The organism is Paractinoplanes deccanensis, assembly GCF_016862115.1.
Lineage (GTDB): Bacteria > Actinomycetota > Actinomycetes > Mycobacteriales > Micromonosporaceae > Actinoplanes > Actinoplanes deccanensis.
This window is the reverse complement of the sequence record NZ_BOMI01000075.1, coordinates 23030-40607: the sequence shown is the minus strand read 5'-3', so window position 1 is coordinate 40607 and position 17578 is coordinate 23030. Positions and strand designations below refer to the sequence as shown.

The window sequence follows — 17578 nt, the reverse complement described above, 5'->3', positions numbered from 1 at the left end:
CGTTACCTGCGGCGGCGGGCTCGCATGATCGTTCCCGCCGCCGCCGCGATCGCCAGGGCCACCCCGGCGATCACCGCACGGGGGATCGGCCGGCTGCCCTCCTCGCGGGTGAGGAGCCGGTCCTTGGTCTCGGCGGCGGCCTCGGCGACACGGGCCGCGGTCTCCGCCGTGGTCTGTTTGACGTGTGCGACGCCGGTAGGAGCGGCGTGCTTGGGGTGCTCGTCCTCCCCGGCGTCGCCACTCTTGATCTGCTGCGTCTTCTCCAGCGCGGCGGTCTTGGCCTGGTCCGTTTTGTCCTGGACCGTCTGCTTGACCTGCTGCGCCTTCTCGGCGGTCGCCTGCTTGACCTGCTGCGCCTTCTCAGCGGTCGCCTGCTTGACCTGCTGAGTCTTGCCGGAGACCGCCTGCTTGGCCTGCTCGGTCTTCTCCGCGGCCACCCGCTTCGCCTGCGCCTTGACGTCCGCCTTGGCGGCCAGCGCCGCCGCGGTCTCGGCCAACTCGGCGCGCGTCTCCTCGATCTCCTGCTTCACCTCGTCGCGTGACCTGGTGTCGCTCATGCGTGCCGTCCCTCCCGGATAGCGCCCTTGACCGCCTCGACGTCGCGCTTGCCGCTCTCCATGGCCGCCTGCGGCTCGGGCGGAAGCGCCTGCTTGACCTGGTTCTTGCCGATCAGCGCGGCCACACCCGCTGTCGCGAAGAGCACCACGGTCACGATCAGCGCCGCCGCCCAGACGGGCAGGACCAGCGCCAGCAGCGCGCCGATGGTGACGAGCAGGGCGCCGACCCCGTAGAGCGCGATCACCCCGGCGCCGCCGAGCAGTCCCGCGCCCGTGCCGGCCCGCTTGCCCTTCTCCACCATCTCCATCCGAGCGAGCGTCAACTCGTCCCGGACGAGCGTCGACACCTGTTCGCTCAGCTGGCTGACCAGCTGTGCTGTGGGCTGTTGCTCGGTGTGCGTCGTCATCAGTGAGCTCCCTCCTGTCTCGGAGCCCACTTACCCGCAGGGTCACCGGGTAACCACCAAATGCCCTGCTAGGAACCGATTTCGCTCACCTCGGCGAAGGGCCGGTCGTCCCACCAGGTCGCGTGGATGATGAAGCTGTGGTTGGTCTCGTTGAAGTAGACCGCCAGGTTGTCCGGTGAGTCCTGCACCTTCTGGACGGCCCATCCGTCGGCCGGGGTGGCCGTCACGAGCGAGACGACGGCCGTCGAGGTCATCCTGATGACGGCCTGACCGCCCTCGACGCGGAACGAGCGGACGTAGGTGCGCACACCGTCGGCGCCGGTCGTGACCGTCCAGCCGTCCTCGGTCGTGGTCGGCGGGGTGGTGGCGGCCGTCTTCGGGGGCGTGGTCGCCGGTTTGGCCGGTGGCGTCGTCGTCGGCGGCGCCGTGGTGGTCTTCGCGGGGCGGGGCCGCGTCGTCGTCGCGGCCGGCGCCGACGAGCGGGAGGCCGTGGGCGTGGTCACGCTCGGCAGCGGCGCGGGGAAGCTGCTGGAGTCGGCCGCGGGCAGCGCGGAGAGCGCGCCGTCCTCGGGGCTGCCGGTCCGCAGGACCGGGGTGAGGGCCACCGAGGCCAGCACGATGCTCGTCGCGGTGGCGGCCAGCCACCCGACGATCGGCGTCCACCGGGAAGATCGCACGAGGCCCATGGTCTCATCTGCCCCTATGGTGTACGCCATGGCGATGATCCTGCTGGTCGAGGACGACCGCATCATCACGGCCGCGCTGTCTCGGGCCCTGACCGATGCGGGGCATGTCGTGCGACCGGTCGGCCGGGCCGCCGAGGCGTTGAAGATCGTCACCGACGAGCGGCCCGACCTGGTCATTCTCGATCTGGGGCTGCCCGACATCGACGGCACCGACGCGCTGCGGATGATGCGCTCGGTCTCCGACGTGCCGGTGATCGTGGCGACCGCCCGGCGCTCCGAGGCGGACATCATCCAGCTGCTGAGCGCGGGCGCCGACGACTACGTGACCAAGCCGTTCTCGGGCGGCCACATCCTGGCGCGGATCGCCGCGGTGCTGCGCCGGGCGCGCACCCAGGCCGAGGAGAAGCCGCGCGCGATCACCGTGGGCGAGCTGGTGATCAACCCGCGGCAGCGCCGAGCCGAGCTGCGCGGGCAGCCGTTGCAGCTGACCCGGCGCGAGTTCGACGTGCTGGCCTACCTGGCCGAGCGCGTCGGTCAGGTGATCAGCCGGCGGGAGCTGATGAACGAGGTCTGGAACCAGGCCCGGATCGGCGAGGAGCAGACCATCGACGTCCACATCTCCTGGCTGCGCCGCAAGCTGGGCGAGACCGCCGCGCAGCCGCGCTTCCTGCACACCGTGCGCGGGGTGGGCGTGATGATGGTCGATCCTCGATGAGGTGGGCGCTCAACCGGCTCGCCCTGGCGATCACGTCGATGGTCGCGCTCGCCTTCCTGGTGCCGCTCGCCGTCGCGACGCGGCAGATCGCCCACGACCGGGCGGTCAGTGACGCGCGCCAGCAGGCGACGTCGCTGGTCACCGTGCTGGGGGTGGACGCCGATCCCACGCTCCTGACGAACGCGGTGGCCAGCACCACGGCCGGCAGCGAGGGCCGGATGGCCGTGCACCTGCCCGACGTCGACCCGATCGGGTTGTCCCACCTGTCCGACGCGCAGATCTCCATCGCCGCCCAGGACCGCAAGTCGGTGCTGGCGCCCGCCCCGGACGGCGTCGCCTACCTTCAGCCGACAGTGCTGACCGACGGCCGTACAGTCGTGGTCGAGGTCTACGTGCCCGAGTCGGAGATGCGCCGCGGCGTGTGGCCGGCCTGGTTCGTGCTCGGCGGCCTGGCGATCGTGCTGGTCGCGGGCTCGACACTGTTCGCCGACCGGATGGGCAGCCGGCTGGTGCGCGCCACCCGCGAGCTCGCCGGCTCGGCCCGCAAGCTCGGCGCCGGCGAGCTGGGCACCCGGGTGCGTCCGGACGGGCCGCCCGAGCTGCGCGAGGCCGCGAACGCGTTCAACGCGATGGCCGACGACCTGCGCGGCCTCATGGACAAGGAGCGCGAGCTGGCCGCGGACCTCTCCCACCGCTTGCGTACGCCGTTGACGGCGCTGCGCCTCGACGCGGAGGCCATGCCGCCCGGCCCGATCGGCGAGCGGATGCGCCAGGCGTGCGACCTGCTCGACGAGGAGCTCGAGGCGATCATCAAGGGCGCCCGGCTCGGCGTGAAGGCCCGCGGACGGGAGGAGACCGACCTGGTCGAGGTGCTCGCCGACCGGCTGGCGTTCTGGTCGGTGCTCGCCGAGGACCAGGAGCGGCCGTGGGAGGTGGTCGGCGGCGACGAGCCGGTCATGGTGACGATCCCGCGCAGTGAGCTGATCGGCGTGGTCGACGCGATCCTCGGCAACGTCTTCTCGCACACCCCGGACGGAACGGCCTTCCGGGTCAGCGTCTCGCGCGCCGGGCTGCTCGTCGACGACGCCGGCCCGGGCATCGCGAACCCGGCGCGGTCGGTGCAGCGCGGGGTGAGCGGCGCCGGTTCGACCGGCCTCGGCCTGGACATCGTGCGCCGGGCGGCCGACGAGGTCGGCGGGGAGCTGGTCGTGGCGCGCAGCCCGCTCGGCGGCGCCCGGGTCGGCATCCACCTCACCGCGCCGGATCGCGGCCGCCGCCTTGTTTCATGATCCTTTCTGGGTCCTTTAAGGCTCCGTTATGGCAGCCGCTCCTAACGTCTGCGCCGTAATCGCCGGGACGACAGACAACGGAGTGAGCTGACATGCGTAGGAAGATCGCCTATCCCCTGCTGGCCTTCGGTGTGACAGCGGGGACGACCTTGGCGGTCGCCTCGCCCGCCCTGGCTCATGGATATGTGTCCTCGCCGCCCAGCCGTCAGGCGCTGTGCGCGTCGGGGGCCGTGTCGGACTGCGGGCAGATCCAGTTCGAGCCCCAGTCCGTCGAGGGACCGAAGGGCCTTAAGTCGTGCGATGGCGGTATCTCCCAGTTCTCGGTGCTCTCCGACGAGTCGAGGAACTGGCCGGCCAAGGCCGTCGGCTCCTCGGTGACCTTCAGCTGGGTGCTGACCGCGCGGCACAAGACCTCGACCTGGGAATACTTCGTCGGCGGTACGAAGGTCGCCACGTTCGACGACGGCGGCGCGCAGCCCGCGGCGGTCGTCAACCACACCGTCGACCTCTCGAAGTTCCCCGGCCGGCAGAAGGTGCTCGCCGTCTGGAACATCGCCGACACCGCGAACGCCTTCTACAACTGCGTCGACCTGAACATCGGCGGGTCGTCCTCATCGACGCCCACGACGGCACCGGCGACCAGCGCCCCGACGACTGCGCCTACTGCCGCGACGCCGCCCACCAAGGCCCCGACGACCGCGCCCACGACCGCGCCGGCCACGACCGCGCCGACCTCGACGGCGACGACCGCTCCGCCGGCGGCCGGCGGCACCGAGTGGGCCCCCGGCGTGTCCTACAAGACGGGTGACGTCGTGACCTACAACGGCGCGCGCTACCAGACCCGGCAGGCGCACACGTCGATCGTCAGCTGGGAGCCGTCGATCTACACCCTCGCGCTCTGGCTGCCGCTGTGAAGGCCCGCCTGATCGCTTTCGCGCTGGTCGCGCCGATCGTCCTCGGCGCCTGCGGCACCGCCAAGGAGCCCACCGCGGCGCCGACCACGGGCAAGACCGTGGCCGCCGAGGCGGTCGCCGAGATCAAGGCCGGCGAGGACCGCAACGACACCGACGTGATGTTCCTCCAGATGCTGGCGTACCACCAGAAGCAGGGCCTGGAGATGACCGCGACCGCCGTGAAGCGGGCGCAGAGTCCCGAGCTGCGCACGCTGGCCGGTGCCATCCAGGCGACCGAGAAGGACGAGCTCGAGATGATCCAGTCCTGGCTCACCGGCTGGGGCGAGGACACGGTGGCCGGCACGGCGGCGAGCCTGCACGCCGATCACGGCGGCCTGCCGGGCACGGGCGAGGCGGAGATCAAGGCGCTGAGCACGGTGAAGGCGTCCGAGTTCGACACCGCGTTCCTCAACCTCTTCCTGGCCCACCAGCACCAGGCGATCGAGATGTCCGGCATCGAGCGCACCGGCGGCAAGAACGCCGAGGCCAAGAAGTTCGCCGAGCGCGTGCGCCAGTCCCGCCAGGGCGAGATCCAGCAGATGCTCAAGCTGATGAACGGGTAGTAGCGTGACTCCGGAAGGCGGCCTGGCGGGGCCGCCTTTTCGGCGTTCGCGTCCCTGATGGGCGTTTTTTGCGTACGTTGTGTACGTGTTTAGTGCCCTTTGTACCGTACTGGTCCTGGCGCTGGCCCCGGGCGGCTGGGATCACGCCGGCTTCGACGCCGAGGACAGCTACTACAACCCGGACGAGTCCCAGATCAACGCCGGCACCATCGGAGACCTCACTCAGCGGTGGTCGGTCGCGCTGCGCGAAAAGGGGGGCGCATGCGGCGGCCCGTCGGCACCGCTGATCAGCGGCGGCGCCGGCGGCTCGGTCATCGCCACGGACGAGCGGGGCATCTCGTCCTACCGGGCGATGACCGGGCGGCTCGCCTGGCAGTTCGACTGGGACGACCCGGACGACTCCAGCACGCCGTCGATGGCCGTCTCCGGCGACGTGCTGGTGGCGGCGAACAGCGACTGCAACTCGATGAGCGACCCGGACGGGCGGATCGTGGCCCTCGACCTCGCGACCGGACGGGTGCGCTGGCGGATCGCGTCGCCGTTCCCGGTGGCCTCGTTCGTCGTCGACAAGGGCGTGGTGGTCGTCTCCGGCACCTCGCCGTCGGACGAGCAGATGACCGTCGCCTATCGCGCCGCCGACGGCCGCGAGCTGTGGCGCAAGCCCCGCCACGAGGCGTCCGGCGTGTCCGCGAACGGCCGGATCCTGCTGGTCAAGGGCCGATCCACCACCGCCGTCGCGATCGGCACCGGTGTCCCGCTCTGGGCCCACAAGCGCATCTGGTACGCCGAGAGCGCCACCCCGGCGGCCGACCGGTTCCTGGTGTCCGACGGGACGGCGCTGACTGCCCTACGGGCCTCCGACGGCGCCATGCTGTGGACCGCCGAGGGCAAGCAGAGCGCGCTCCTCGCCACGGACGGCCGCCGTGTCTACCGCGCCGCGGAGCGGACGGTCGAGGCCCTCGACGTGCACACCGGCCGGCGGTTGTGGTGGCGGCAGCTCCCGGTGATCGCCGGTCAGCCCGTGCGCGCGGGCGGGCTCGTCTACACGGGCGGGCCGGTCCTGAACGCGGCCACCGGGTCGGTGGTGGCGACCGTCGAGGGCAGCCAGGTGGCCGCCGGCGGGCGGTTGTTCACGGTGTCGCGGCAGCGGCTCACGGTTCTGGAGTGACGAACCGGCCGGAAGCCGGTGAGGAGCCTTCGTTGCACCCCGCCGGTCGCTGCGGCGGGTTCTACCAAATTTCGGCGGGACCTGGGAACCCGTATCTCCAAAGGTCTTGGCTTTACACCTTCAGCGGTTGCTATCCGGTAGTGCGGCTCGATTAGGCCGAAGCGGTTCGGGGGTGCTTCCCGAAGAGGCTGGGGACGCCGAGGGACGGCGTCACTTTCCTCAGGGGGTGCCGCCGTTTTGGCTCCGATGTTCGCGCTGCTGCGAGTGCGCAATTACCGGCTCTGGGCCGCCGCCGACCTGGTGTCGGTGGGCGGAACGTGGATGCAGGTGCTGGGGCTGAACTGGCTCATCCTCACCGCGACCGGCTCGGCCGCCACCATGGGCCTGGTCGTCATGCTCCAGGCCCTGCCGGTGCTGCTGCTCGGCAGCTGGGGCGGCGCGCTGGCCGACCGCCTGCCGGCCCGCCCGTTCCTGATCGGCTTTCAGCTGCTACGCGCCCTGCTGGCCCTGGCCCTGCTCTTCTCCTTCGACAACTGGATCATCTACGCGGTCGCTCTCCTGTCCGGCGTGATCAGCTCCTTCGAGGGCCCGATGCTGGGCCGCTTCGGCTCGTCGATGGTCCCCGGCGAGCAGCTCGGCTCGGCGCTGGCGCTCGGCTCGGTGCTCAGCTCGGCCGGCCGCATCGGCGGCATGGCGCTCGGCGGCGTCCTGGTCGGCATCACGGGCCCGTCGTCCCTGTTCGCCATCAACGCCGCCTCCTACCTGGCGGTCGTCGTGGCCCTGGCCATGATGCGCACGGGCGAGCTCCGTGACCTGCCGGTGGCCCCCGCCTCGTCCCGCGGCGTCGTGGCCGGCTTCCGCTACGTGCTGTCCCAGCCCGCCGTGCTGATCGTGCTGGCGCTGTCGTTCGTCCTGGGCTCCCTGGGCCGCAACTACCAGGTCTCGATGGCCGCGATGGTCGCCGGCCCGCTGGCCGGCTCGTCCGGCGCCTACGGCCTGCTGTCGACGGTCTTCGCCGTGGGCGCCGTGGCCGGCGGCCTCCTGCTGGCCGGCAGCGGCCGCTCCACCCTGCGAGTCCTGCTGGCGACCGGCTTCACGATCAGCGTCCTGCAGTTCTGCAGCGGCCTGATGCCGAACGTCCTCGGCTTCGCCGCCCTGATCCTCCCGATCGCGGCCGGCGCCGTCATCTTCGACACGGTCGTCTCGACCCGCATCCAGCTCGACACCCGCGAGGACATGCGCGGCCGCGTCCTGGCCACGCTGGGCCTGGTGTCCTCCCTCTCGGGCATGGTCGGCGCCCCCGCGGTCGGCTGGCTCTGCGACACGCTGGGTGCGCGGGAGGCCCTGCTGCTGGCCGGCACGGTCACGACCATCGCCGCGGTTGCGGGTGCGGTCGCCCTGGCCCGCGTCAAGGGACGCAGCCTCACCCCGTCGTTCGTCTTCCTCCGCCGCGCGGCGGAGCAGCCCGCCTGACAATTTCCCACGCCGCCCGGTCAGCCTCGCTGACCGGGCGGCTCTGCGTTTGCGGTCAGGCGACCGCCGCCGCGAAGGCGGCGAAGAGGTCGCCGGAGAGCGGAATGTGCAACCTCCAGGTGACGGCCATCGGGCGCTCGCCTTCGTGGCTGACATACGTTGCCGGCCCGAGGAACCAGAACGCCCGCTCGTCGGTGTTTTCTCGGGCGAAGAGCAAGATGTGCCGGTCCATGGACGCGTGCTTCTGATACCGGCGACCGGTCGGACTGTCCGCCGAGGTCATCGACTGGCTCTCCCAGTGGATCAACTCTGGGCTGATGGCGTAGTCGCGGTAGCGCGTCGTGGGAGAGAAATCGCCGCTGGTCTTGTCGAGCGTGAACGCCAACAGATCGGCGCCGACCATCGAAGCGTCATAGACGCCTTCGCGCCACTCCGGCGTCTTGGCCGTCTCGTCGTCGCGCACTGCCGCCAACATCTCAATGCGCGTGTAGCGACTGTGCACCTGGAGTGGGACCTCCGGCAGGGCGGAATGTGGCAAGTGAGCGGGCGCGTCGTGCAGCGTCGTCAACAACTCGCGTGCCTCTGCGAGCACCTGAGGATGCTCCCACAGGAGGTCGACGGCGCTCTGCATCGATTGCTGCTTGTGCAGCACCTGGTCGCCGAGGTTAGCGACGAGCATGCGCAGCAGGCGCCGCTCGGTCCTGCTCATCGTGCTGACGTCCGGTCGATCCGTCAGGAACGGCAGGTAGCCGTCCAGTCGTTTGCGGTCGTCCACGTGCAGCATCCGACCGATGGCTCGACGCAGCGACTTCTCATGCGGCCCCGGCGGCGCGACGGGAAGCCCCGCCGTTTCCAGCATTTCGGACCACGTGCGGTTGTTGGCGTAGATGTCGGGCAGCTCGAGGCCGGTCTCGTGCAAGTAGTCGGCGAGGGTGACGGTGCCTCGCGCCTGCTGGAGGGCGCGGAGTTCCTGCACCTTCGCCGGCCATTTCGACGGCACCGCCTCGCGGACATTGCGTAGCACGATGTCCTTCGCGACCTGGTCGAGCTCCATGTGGCAGCCCGGCGGCAGAAACGGAAAGCCCTCTTCGATGGCGTGTTCCAGATCGCGACGTGTGCCGCCGAGCAGGGCACGGTAACGCCGGTCGAACCGGAACTCACGGCGATGCTGACCGACGAAGTCGAGGACCGTGCAGAACGTCTTGCCCGGGGCAAGACGCAGGCCGCGCCCGAGCTGCTGCAGGAAGAGAGTGGCGCTGTCGGTCGGTCGCAGCATGAGCAAGGTGTCGACCGCCGGGAGATCAACACCCTCGTTGAAGAGATCCACGGAAAAGACGACTTGGATCTTGCCGGCCTCCAGGTCGGCGAGAGCCTTCGCTCGTTCGTCGGCGGGTGTGGTGCCCGAGATTGCGACGGCCCGAAGACCGACCTCCTGGAACTGGGCGGCCATGTGGTGTGCGTGCGTGACGCTGACACAGAAGCCCAGGCAACGGATCGTGGCGACGTCGTCAACGTGATCCCTGAGCTGGTGAAAGACCAGTCGAGCCCAGGATCCGTCGGTGAGGTACTTCGCCGCGAGCGCCTCGGTGTCGTAGCCCGTACCGCGGCGCCACGGCACTTCGGTGAGGTCGATTCCGTCGTGGATGCCGTAATACACGAACGGGGCGAGCCGGTGCTGCTCGATGGCGTCCCAGAGGCGCAGCTCGGCGGCGATGCGATCGCCGAACCACTGCAGGATGGGCAGGCCGTCGGCCGCTCCGGAGTGGCGGTCAGCCCGAGCAACTCCCGAGGCTTCAACTTCTGAAGCAGGGCTTCGTACGAGGGTGCTGCTGCGTGGTGGAACTCGTCGATGATGACCACATCGAAGTGGTCCTCGGCCCACGAGTCGAGATCGCGTTCGGCGAGGCTTTGCACCGAGGCGAAGACGTGATCGAACGCGCTCGGGCGGTCGCCGCCGACCCACAACTCGCCGAACGCATGATCGCGTAGGGCATGCCGGAACGTGGCCCGGCTCTTGGCCAGGATTTCCTTACGGTGCGCCACGAAGAGCAGGCGGGCCCGCGGCAACCGCTGACGGAGCCGGGCGTAGTCGATCGCCGCCATGACGGTCTTGAAACTGCTCCCTGGCGTAAGGGATGAAGTCGACGCTTGCCCAGTAACTCTCGAAGACCGCTCTGATCTTGTCGATGACGTCGACGTTGCGGGCCGCCGAGACGCGGACGTTCCATTCCATCCCGGCGGTCTGAGCCGAGTGCGTCAGGTTGGACGAGCCGACATAGGCGGTGCTAAAGCTGCTGTTGCGGTGAAACAGCCACGCCTTCGCATGCAAGCGCGTATTCGTCGTGTCGTAGGAGACCCGGATCTCCGCGCCGAGATCGGCGAGCTCTTCCAGCGCAGTGGCTTCGGTCGAACCCGTGTAGGTGGTGGTCAGGACCCGGAGCGGACGACCGCGTTCAGTGTGTCGCCGCAATGCCGGCAGCAATGGCCTGATACCGCTCCTGCGAACGAAGGCCATGACCACGTCGATCGCATCGGCCGACTCGATCTCGCGTAAGACCTGGCTGCCCACGGTCGGCTCGCCGCGTGAATTGGTCAGCAGGGTGGTGTCGAGCAGTGGGATCAGCGGAGATGCCGGCACGCGCTGCGAGCCGTCCAGCTGCTGGCTGGCGATCGCGGTGAGCACCTGGCCCGCAGCGGTAGGGCGATCGGCGCTGACACCCGCCCTGGGCAGTCGCTCGTTGAGCGCGTCAGTCAGCAGTTGGGCCACCTCGATGCCGACGGCGACTCGGTCGTCCTGCCCCACGGTGTCGAGCGCTCGGAGCACCTGCCGTGCGATGAGCAGGGCGATGCGATCGGAGGCGTCGGCCGCGCGAAGGCTCGTCGTCTTGACCAGGTCCGCGTCGAATCCGTCAAGCGCTGTTTGCAGCGCATCCGTAACTACCGTCTCGTACAGTCCCGCGGGGAGCTTGTCTGGCACCGCGACAGTCTGCCGGATCATGCGCGAGGTCCCGAGTCGGCATTTCGGTCGTTGGCGGGTCGGATAGCGTGAGCGGGGCACACCGATTGGCTAAGGGGAGCACGTGGAGCTGTTGCACTCGGGAAAGGTCCGTGACGTCTACGCCGACGGCGAGGACATCCTGCTGGTCGCGTCGGATCGGGTCTCGATCTATGACGTCGTGCTTCCCACGGCGATCCCCGACAAGGGCAAGATCCTCACCCAGCTGTCGCTGTGGTGGTTCGAGCAGCTGGCCGATGTCGTGCCCAACCATGTGGTGTCGAGCACCGATGTGCCCGCCGAGTGGGCGGGGCGGGCCGTGCGGTGCGAGCGGCTCGACATGGTGATGGTGGAGTGCATCGCCCGGGGCTATCTGGCCGGGTCGGGGCTCAAGGAGTACGAGCGGGACGGCGCCGTTTCCGGGGTGGGGCTGCCGGCGGGGCTGATCGAGGGGTCGCAGCTTCCCGAGCCGATCTACACGCCGACCACCAAGGTGCCGCCGGGGCAGGGGCATGACGAGTTCATGACGTACGCGGAGGTCGAGGCCGAGGTGGGCGCCGACGTGGCCGCGGAGCTCAAGCGGATCACGCTGGAGGTGTATCGGCGGGGGCAGCAGGTGGCCGCGTCCAAGGGCATCATCATCGCGGACACCAAGATCGAGCTGGGGTTCGCGAAGGACGGGACCTTGAAGCTCGGCGACGAGCTGCTCACGCCGGACTCGTCGCGGTTCTGGTCGGCGGACGAGTGGAAGCCCGGTGGCACCCAGCGCTATCTCGACAAGCAGTTCCTGCGCGACTGGTCGACCTCGTTGACCGACTGGGACCGCACGGCGCCGGGGCCGGAGATTCCGGACGAGGTGGTCGAGGCGACCCGAAACAGGTACGTCGAGGTGTACGAGCGGCTTACTGGGGCCAACTGGGCCTGAAAGGTTGGGCCGTCCACCAGGCCGGCGCCGGCGCGTTGCCGTTGCGCTTGGCGAAGAGGTAGGAGCCGTAGCCGACGGCCAGGACCGACAGCAGCAGGCCGGTCCATCCGCCGTAGACGACGCACAGCGGTGCGACCGTCCACAACAGAATCGCCAGGGCCGTGCGCAGCCGGCGCTTGGGCCGGCTCATGCGGTCCAGGTGCCGGCAGAAGCGTGGGTCGTTCTCGCGCAGGTGGGTCACCAGGCCGTCGAAGGCGGCCTTGTCAGTCGGATCGAGCACGGTAGACCACCTCCGCTGGGTGCTGGACGCGCGGCATAGATACCCGCCACCGTGTGGCCAAAAACGTACGCTGCGTCACGCGGCGCACCTACGATCAAGGCGTGGATTACGGTCACCCGCTCGAGTTCGGCACGTTCGTCACCCCGGTCAACGATCCGCCCCGGGCCGCGGTGGCCCGTGCCCAGCTCAGCGAGCAGTTGGGCTTCGACCTCGTCACGTTCCAGGACCACCCGTACCAGCCGGCTTTCCTCGACACCTGGACGCTGCTGAGCTGGGTCGCGGCGCAGACCGAGACGATCCGGCTGGCCGGCAACGTGCTCAACGTGCCGATGCGCCCGGCGCCGGTGCTGGCCCGGGCCGCCGCCAGCCTCGACCTGCTCTCCGGCGGGCGGCTGGCGCTCGGGTTGGGCGCGGGCGCGTTCTGGGACGCGATGGTCGCGATGGGCTTCCCGCGGCGTACCCCTGGGGAGTCGGTGGAGCAGCTCGGCGAGGCCATCGACGTCATCCGTGAGCTGTGGAACGAGGCGGAGCGGGCCCAGCTGCGTCACGAGGGCACCTACTACCACCTGGCGGGGGCCAAGCGTGGCCCGGCGCCGGAGCACGAGGTGCCGATCTGGGTGGGCGGGTACAAGCCGCGGATGCTCCGGCTGGTCGGGACGAAGGCGGACGGCTGGCTGCCGTCGCTGTCGTACCTGAAGCCCGGTGATCTGGCCCGGGGCAACGAGCTGATCGACGAGGCGGCGCGCGCCGCCGGCCGGGACGTGCGGGAGGTCCGCCGGCTGCTCAACGTGGGCGGGGCGGGCAGGTCGCCGTCGGAGTGGATCGACGAGCTCGTGCCGCTGGCCGTCGAGGACGGCGTCGCCACCTTCATCCTCGGCACCGACGATCCGCAGGAGATGCAGCGGTTCGCCGCCGAGGTGATCCCGGCGGTGCGCGAGGCGGTCGCCCGGGAGCGCGCCCGCGCGGGCGTGACGACCGGCCCGGTGCGCAGCGCCGCCGTGCTGGCGCAGCGGCGGGACGACATCGACTACGACGGGCTTCCGCCGTCGCTCACCGCCATCGAGCCGGGCGATTACGGGTACGCGAAGGTGCGCTCGACGTACATGCGCGGTGGCTCGCCGGGCCTCGTGATCCAGCCGCGGGACGCGGGCCAGGTGGCCGAGGCGATCGCGTTCGCCCGGGACCAGGCCGTGCCCCTGGCCGTGCGCAGCGGCGGGCACGGCATCAGCGGACGGTCCACGAACGACGGCGGCATCGTGATCGACCTGTCCGCGATGCGCGAGATCACCGTGGTGTCGGCCGAGCACCGGCTCGTCCGGGTCGAGGCCGGCGCCCGCTGGAAGGACGTGGCCGCGGTGCTGGCGCCGCACGGCTGGGCACTCAGCAGCGGCGACTACGGCGGCGTGGGTGTGGGCGGGCTGGCGACCGCGGGCGGCATCGGCTGGCTGGCCCGCGAGCACGGGCTGACCATCGACCATGTACGGGCGGCCGAGATGGTGCTCGCCGACGGCAGCCGGGTGCGCGTCAGCGACGACGAGAACCCGGAGCTGTTCTGGGCCGTGCGGGGCGCCGGCGCGAACTTCGGCATCGTGACGGCGTTCGAGTTCGAGGTGGACGAGATCGGCGACGTCGGCTTCGGCCAGTTCGTCTACGACGCGTCCGACGCGGCCGGGCTGCTGCGGGCGTGGGGAGCCGCCATGGAGGCCGCGCCGCGGGACGTCACCACCAATCTGATCATGGGCCCGCCGCGCCGGGGGCAATCCCTGGCACAGGTGTACGGGGTGGTCGACGCGGTCTCGCCGGAGACGATCATCGAGCGGTTCACGCCGATCGCCCGGATCGCGCCGCTGCTCGACCAGCAGGTGCAGCTGGTGCCGTACGCGGGCGTGATGAACGTGCCGGACGCGACCCACGAGGGCCAGGGCGAGCCGGTGGCCCGCTCCGGGCTGATCGACCATCTGACGCCGGAGTTCTGCGAGGCGGTGGCGGATCTGCTCGCCTCGGGCACCGTGTACTTCTTCCAGGTGCGCTCGGTCGGCGGAGCGGTCGCCGATGTGCCGGAGGAGGCCACGGCGTATTCGCACCGATCGGCCAACTTCTCAGTCGTGGCTTTCGGCTCGTCCAAGGACAAATTGGACGAAAAGTGGGCCGCCATGGGGTCCCACTTTCGAGGGCTCTATCTCTCGTTCGAGACCGACCGGAGCCCCGAACGGGTGCACGAAGCGTGGCCCGAGAAGACCCTAGGGCGGCTGCGGGCGCTGAAGCGGCAGTACGACCCGGACAACGTCTTCCGGGACAACTTCAACATCGACCCGGTGGGCTGACACGCGAAAGAGCACTCGCCCTCGGGGCGAGTGCTCGGCGTGAGAGGTGCCTAGGCGGCGTGCGACGAGCCGCAGGCGGGGCAGTGGTGGTGGTTGGTCTGGCGGAGGCGCCAGCCGAGCCAGACGCCCGACAGAAGGCTCAGCAGGCCGGCGACGGCGGCCACCGTGACCGCGCCTGTCATGCCGCCGAGTTTCGCACTGGGAGCCCGGACGAGGTGTAGAAGGCGCCGCGGCCCGGGTGGTGGCGGCGGTCGACGGCCGGGTCCTCCGAGGAGCGAGCCGTCACGTAGGGAGCCGTGAACGTGTCGACGCCGGTGCCGAGGTGGGCGCCGGGGCGGTACGTCACGGTCACGGCGCGCGGCGAGGCTGCCTCGATCACGCCGGCGCGCCAGCCGTCGCGATAGACCCACACCCGGTCGGACGGGTGGTAGCTGTCGGCGGGCGCGACGTCTGCCGGGTCGCGCTGGGGTGGGGCGACGGTGGGGGTAGCGGTCGGTGCCGTGGACATCGAGTTGACCCTCCCAGATCTCGCCAGATGGGGACGTCAGGGCGGTAATCACCACCGCCAGGACCTCCGCATCGGCCGAGAAGCCGAACTTTCAGCACGCTCTGTCAGCAATCGGTGCGTGTCTGTCAGCTATCATCCTCGCCGACAGGTGCGTTCGCAAGGCCGGATGCACGTGCATCCGCAGGGGGCGAACGTCTCGGGCGTTAGGCTCGGGCTGTTTCGTTGTGGACGATCTCCCCCTTAGGATGCTTGGGGACTGCGGCCGGCAGCCCACACACGGCTATGACGAGGAGTCAGGTGAGCGCGGGTACGCAGCAGGAGGAGGCGCCGAGCGGCGGTCCTACCGTCCTGCGCATCCTGCTCGGCACGCAGCTGCGCAAGCTCCGCGAGGCCAAGGGGATCACCCGTGAGGACGCCGGGTGGGAGATCCGGGCCTCGGGCTCGAAGATCAGCCGCATGGAGCTCGGCCGGGTCAGCTTCAAGGAACGCGACGTCAACGACCTCCTGACCCTGTACGGGGTCAAGGACGCGAACGAGCGCGAGTCGCTGCTCGTGCTGGCGCGCCAGGCAAATAACCCGGGCTGGTGGCAGCAGTTCAGCGACGTCATGCCGGGCTGGTTCCAGTCCTACCTGGGCCTCGAGGCGGCGGCCACGCTGATCCGCACGTACGAGATCCAGTTCGTGCCGGGCCTGCTCCAGACCGCCGACTACGCCCGCGCGGTGATCATGCTGGGCCACGCCGGTGTCACGCCCGAGGAGATGGACCGGCGGGTCGACCTGCGCCGGCAGCGCCAGGCGATCCTCGACCGGCCCAACGACGCGCCGCAGCTCTGGGCGGTGATCGACGAGGCGGTCCTGCGCCGGCCGATCGGCGGCGTCGAGGTGATGCGTGCCCAGATCGAGGCCCTGATCGAGGCGGCCAAGAAGCCGAACGTGCGGCTCCAGATCATTCCGTTCCACGCCGGTGGCCACGCGGCCGCGGGCGGCCCCTTCGCGATCCTGCGCTTCCCCGAGCCGGAGCTGCCCGACGTCGTCTACGTCGAGCAGCTGACCAGCGCGATCTACCTGGACAAGCGCGAGGACGTCGACCAGTACGCGATGGCGATGGAGCGCGTCTGCATCGACGCCGAGCCGCCCAACCACACGCCCGAGATCCTCGGCAAGCTCCTGCACGAGATCGGCCGACCGGCCTGACGGCTTTTTTCGAGATTCACACTAGAGGCGTACGAGCTGCAGTCTCGTACGCCTCTAGTTTTTACGTCTTACGCTGACCGCGCTCAGGCGAGCAGGTTGTCGAAGTCGCCGTCGCGAACTCCGCCCAGGAACGCCTCGATCTCGGCCGGGGTGTAGATCAGGGCCGGGCCCTCGGGGAACCGAGAGTTGCGCACGGCCACGTCGCCGTTCGGCAGAACGGCGGCCTCGACGCAGTTGCCGCTGGGGTTGCTGCGCCGGCTCTTCTGCCAGGTGACACCTTCCAACTGGCCGGCGGGAATGCCGTTAACCGCGTGCGTCATGTGAAGCTCCCTTGGTTTGCTCCGGTCGGGGATCGTCCGGAGGCAGATGGTCTCCGATGAGCAATCAGTGCCTCACACCTTGTGCAAATGCACGTGCATTTGGCCTTGCGTACTCACGGGATTGTGAGCATGATAACGCACGTACGCACACTCTTGGGGGTCACTAACGGTGACATCTTTGAGTGACTGATCGGTCGCGGAAACGGCGTCTGCGGCCTCGGCGCGAGGCTCCTTGGCGGGGGCGTCCGAGCGAGAGGTACCACAATGTCCGTTCCCAACATCGGCCCGGAGCACTTCGAGCTGGGCGACAACGAGGCGGCCGAGGAGTCGCGCCGGGGCAACCCGGCACCGCTCTATCGAGACGAGACAGTGACCGACGACGTGACCGCGGCGAGCACTCGTGCCAGCGCTGTCACTCACCGTTTTGGTGGGGTTAGGTACGCCCTGACCCGCCCCGAAGCCCCGGCGGCCGACCTTCGGCCGTCGACTGAGGAGGGTGGTTCCGATAGGCGCGAGTGAGTCCGCCGGCGGCCCTCCCGAGGGCTGTCGCGCCCGGCTGTCCATGGGGGAGAGTGCAGGATCTCGGGTGCCGCGGCGGAGCGGCTACGCAAGGTTCGCGGCTGCTCGCCTCAGGCACTGCTTGATTACGCCCCGTGTGCACCGCTCGGTCGCCGGGGGTCGCTCGCCGAGGCTGGTAACGGCGACCACCACCCCGCCGGCGGAGGCGACCGACAGAATTTTTCTGCAAGCTGCTCGACTGTTACCCGTTATTGGCGGGTCGTAAACAACTGAATCGGCGGGCGTGACGCCGTAACGCCCGCCCCAGCGCCCGCTGAGGGCGCCGCCAGGCTCCGGCCGGGCGGTCCGGTTCCCCCGTGCCGGATCGCTCGGCCGGTTGGCTTTCCGGCCTCGCCGAGGCACGGCACGGCCGCCACCCGATCCCGCGCCGGGCCGGTGTCATCCACCTGGCCGTCTGGACCCGGTCGAGGTGGTGTGACCACACGATCCGACCAAGTGAACGCCAGGACGTCTCCTGGCGCACCGCGAAACGCTGGGCCGATCGTTATCGCGAACTCGGCGCCGCCGGCATGCAGGACCGCTCGTCACGGCCGCACCACAGCTCGGCCCGCACCTGCGCTGGAAACGACGACTCGGCCCCTCCAGATCAGCGGCCGCCTACCACCGATCACCCGGCTGGCCAGCGTCCCCGGACCGCACACC

At 70.0% G+C, this 17578-nt stretch carries 20 protein-coding genes and 2 pseudogenes; 12 read left to right on the top strand and 10 right to left on the bottom strand.

Going from position 1 to position 17578, the window contains the following annotated elements:
• Positions 1-2 precede the first annotated feature (2 nt).
• The 3 genes from Ade02nite_RS19860 to Ade02nite_RS19850 all read right to left on the bottom strand — a co-directional run bounded on the left by Ade02nite_RS19860 (position 3) and on the right by Ade02nite_RS19850 (position 1650).
• Positions 3-557 carry a DUF3618 domain-containing protein gene (locus Ade02nite_RS19860; protein WP_203765487.1) on the bottom strand — a complete coding sequence of 185 codons (555 nt, stop codon included), beginning with the start codon at positions 555-557 and terminating at the stop codon, positions 3-5.
• The gene (locus Ade02nite_RS19855) at positions 554-964 is read right to left on the bottom strand and encodes a phage holin family protein (RefSeq protein WP_203765486.1); all 411 of its coding nucleotides are present in this window, start codon (positions 962-964) and stop codon (positions 554-556) included. Before Ade02nite_RS19855 ends, Ade02nite_RS19860 begins: the two co-directional genes overlap by 4 nt.
• 68 nt (positions 965-1032) lie before the next feature.
• Positions 1033-1650 (bottom strand): DNA mismatch repair protein MutL, encoded by a 618-nt coding sequence (locus Ade02nite_RS19850; protein WP_203765512.1) that lies wholly within the window; start codon positions 1648-1650, stop codon positions 1033-1035.
• A 28-nt stretch (positions 1651-1678) separates the two neighbouring features.
• Between Ade02nite_RS19850 and Ade02nite_RS19845 the strand changes: the two genes are divergently transcribed.
• The 6 genes from Ade02nite_RS19845 to Ade02nite_RS19820 all read left to right on the top strand — a co-directional run bounded on the left by Ade02nite_RS19845 (position 1679) and on the right by Ade02nite_RS19820 (position 7811).
• Positions 1679-2365 (top strand): response regulator transcription factor, encoded by a 687-nt coding sequence (locus Ade02nite_RS19845; protein ID WP_203765485.1) that lies wholly within the window; start codon positions 1679-1681, stop codon positions 2363-2365.
• A complete protein-coding gene (locus Ade02nite_RS19840) occupies positions 2362-3654 on the top strand; it encodes an ATP-binding protein (protein WP_203765484.1) in 1293 nt (430 codons plus the stop codon). The genes Ade02nite_RS19845 and Ade02nite_RS19840 overlap by 4 nt, the downstream gene beginning before the upstream one ends.
• Before the next feature lie 92 nt (positions 3655-3746).
• A complete protein-coding gene (locus Ade02nite_RS19835) occupies positions 3747-4568 on the top strand; it encodes a lytic polysaccharide monooxygenase (RefSeq protein ID WP_203765481.1) in 822 nt (273 codons plus the stop codon).
• A complete protein-coding gene (locus Ade02nite_RS19830; RefSeq protein WP_239168893.1) occupies positions 4565-5170 on the top strand; it encodes a DUF305 domain-containing protein in 606 nt (201 codons plus the stop codon). Before Ade02nite_RS19835 ends, Ade02nite_RS19830 begins: the two co-directional genes overlap by 4 nt.
• A gap of 85 nt (positions 5171-5255) precedes the next feature.
• Entirely contained in the window at positions 5256-6338 is a 1083-nt protein-coding gene (locus Ade02nite_RS19825; RefSeq protein ID WP_203765478.1) for an outer membrane protein assembly factor BamB family protein, read from the top strand.
• A gap of 246 nt (positions 6339-6584) precedes the next feature.
• Positions 6585-7811, top strand: a complete 1227-nt coding sequence (locus Ade02nite_RS19820; RefSeq protein ID WP_203765508.1) for an MFS transporter — start codon at positions 6585-6587, stop codon at positions 7809-7811.
• Between the two features lie 55 nt (positions 7812-7866).
• Here Ade02nite_RS19820 and Ade02nite_RS19815 read toward each other — a convergent pair whose 3' ends face one another.
• A complete protein-coding gene (locus tag Ade02nite_RS19815; protein WP_203765476.1) occupies positions 7867-9468 on the bottom strand; it encodes a DUF3427 domain-containing protein in 1602 nt (533 codons plus the stop codon).
• Positions 9469-9483: 15 nt separating this feature from the next.
• Between Ade02nite_RS19815 and Ade02nite_RS50305 the strand changes: the two genes are divergently transcribed.
• Positions 9484-9615 carry a hypothetical protein gene (locus tag Ade02nite_RS50305; RefSeq protein WP_275409929.1) on the top strand — a complete coding sequence of 44 codons (132 nt, stop codon included), beginning with the start codon at positions 9484-9486 and terminating at the stop codon, positions 9613-9615.
• A gap of 8 nt (positions 9616-9623) precedes the next feature.
• On the opposite strand, the pseudogene Ade02nite_RS50735 reads toward Ade02nite_RS50305, so the two are convergent.
• Together Ade02nite_RS50735 and Ade02nite_RS19805 are read right to left on the bottom strand one after the other, a co-directional pair.
• Positions 9624-9914, bottom strand: a pseudogene (locus Ade02nite_RS50735) (DEAD/DEAH box helicase family protein); the annotation flags it as partial.
• A complete protein-coding gene (locus tag Ade02nite_RS19805; RefSeq protein WP_203765474.1) occupies positions 9841-10788 on the bottom strand; it encodes a phospholipase D-like domain-containing protein in 948 nt (315 codons plus the stop codon). The gene Ade02nite_RS19805 and the pseudogene Ade02nite_RS50735, both read right to left, overlap by 74 nt.
• A 103-nt stretch (positions 10789-10891) precedes the next feature.
• On the opposite strand from Ade02nite_RS19805, the gene Ade02nite_RS19800 reads away from it, so the two are divergent.
• Entirely contained in the window at positions 10892-11731 is an 840-nt protein-coding gene (locus Ade02nite_RS19800) for a phosphoribosylaminoimidazolesuccinocarboxamide synthase (protein WP_203765472.1), read from the top strand.
• Here the strand turns inward: Ade02nite_RS19800 and Ade02nite_RS19795 are convergent.
• Positions 11709-12011, bottom strand: coding sequence for a DUF3040 domain-containing protein (locus Ade02nite_RS19795; protein ID WP_203765470.1), 303 nt, complete (start codon positions 12009-12011; stop codon positions 11709-11711). The two genes, Ade02nite_RS19800 and Ade02nite_RS19795, sit on opposite strands and share 23 nt — an antisense overlap.
• 101 nt (positions 12012-12112) lie before the next feature.
• Between Ade02nite_RS19795 and Ade02nite_RS19790 the strand changes: the two genes are divergently transcribed.
• A complete protein-coding gene (locus Ade02nite_RS19790) occupies positions 12113-14335 on the top strand; it encodes an LLM class flavin-dependent oxidoreductase (RefSeq protein WP_203765469.1) in 2223 nt (740 codons plus the stop codon).
• Positions 14336-14385: 50 nt separating this feature from the next.
• On the opposite strand, the gene Ade02nite_RS50300 is transcribed toward Ade02nite_RS19790, so the two are convergent.
• Both Ade02nite_RS50300 and Ade02nite_RS19785 read right to left on the bottom strand, forming a co-directional pair.
• Positions 14386-14517, bottom strand: a complete 132-nt coding sequence (locus Ade02nite_RS50300; RefSeq protein WP_275409928.1) for a hypothetical protein — start codon at positions 14515-14517, stop codon at positions 14386-14388.
• Positions 14514-14843 (bottom strand): hypothetical protein, encoded by a 330-nt coding sequence (locus tag Ade02nite_RS19785; protein WP_239168891.1) that lies wholly within the window; start codon positions 14841-14843, stop codon positions 14514-14516. Before Ade02nite_RS19785 ends, Ade02nite_RS50300 begins: the two co-directional genes overlap by 4 nt.
• A gap of 297 nt (positions 14844-15140) precedes the next feature.
• Between Ade02nite_RS19785 and Ade02nite_RS19780 the strand changes: the two genes are divergently transcribed.
• The gene (locus Ade02nite_RS19780; RefSeq protein ID WP_239168890.1) at positions 15141-16037 is read left to right on the top strand and encodes a Sco1979 family transcriptional regulator; all 897 of its coding nucleotides are present in this window, start codon (positions 15141-15143) and stop codon (positions 16035-16037) included.
• 83 nt (positions 16038-16120) lie between these two features.
• Here the strand turns inward: Ade02nite_RS19780 and Ade02nite_RS19775 are convergent, their stop codons facing one another.
• Positions 16121-16357, bottom strand: coding sequence for a DUF397 domain-containing protein (locus tag Ade02nite_RS19775; protein WP_203765465.1), 237 nt, complete (start codon positions 16355-16357; stop codon positions 16121-16123).
• A gap of 264 nt (positions 16358-16621) precedes the next feature.
• Between Ade02nite_RS19775 and Ade02nite_RS19770 the strand changes: the two genes are divergently transcribed.
• Both Ade02nite_RS19770 and Ade02nite_RS19765 read left to right on the top strand, forming a co-directional pair.
• The gene (locus Ade02nite_RS19770; protein WP_203765464.1) at positions 16622-16876 is read left to right on the top strand and encodes a hypothetical protein; all 255 of its coding nucleotides are present in this window, start codon (positions 16622-16624) and stop codon (positions 16874-16876) included.
• A gap of 488 nt (positions 16877-17364) precedes the next feature.
• Positions 17365-17491: pseudogene (locus Ade02nite_RS19765) on the top strand (leucine zipper domain-containing protein); the annotation flags it as partial.
• Positions 17492-17578: the final 87 nt, after the last annotated feature.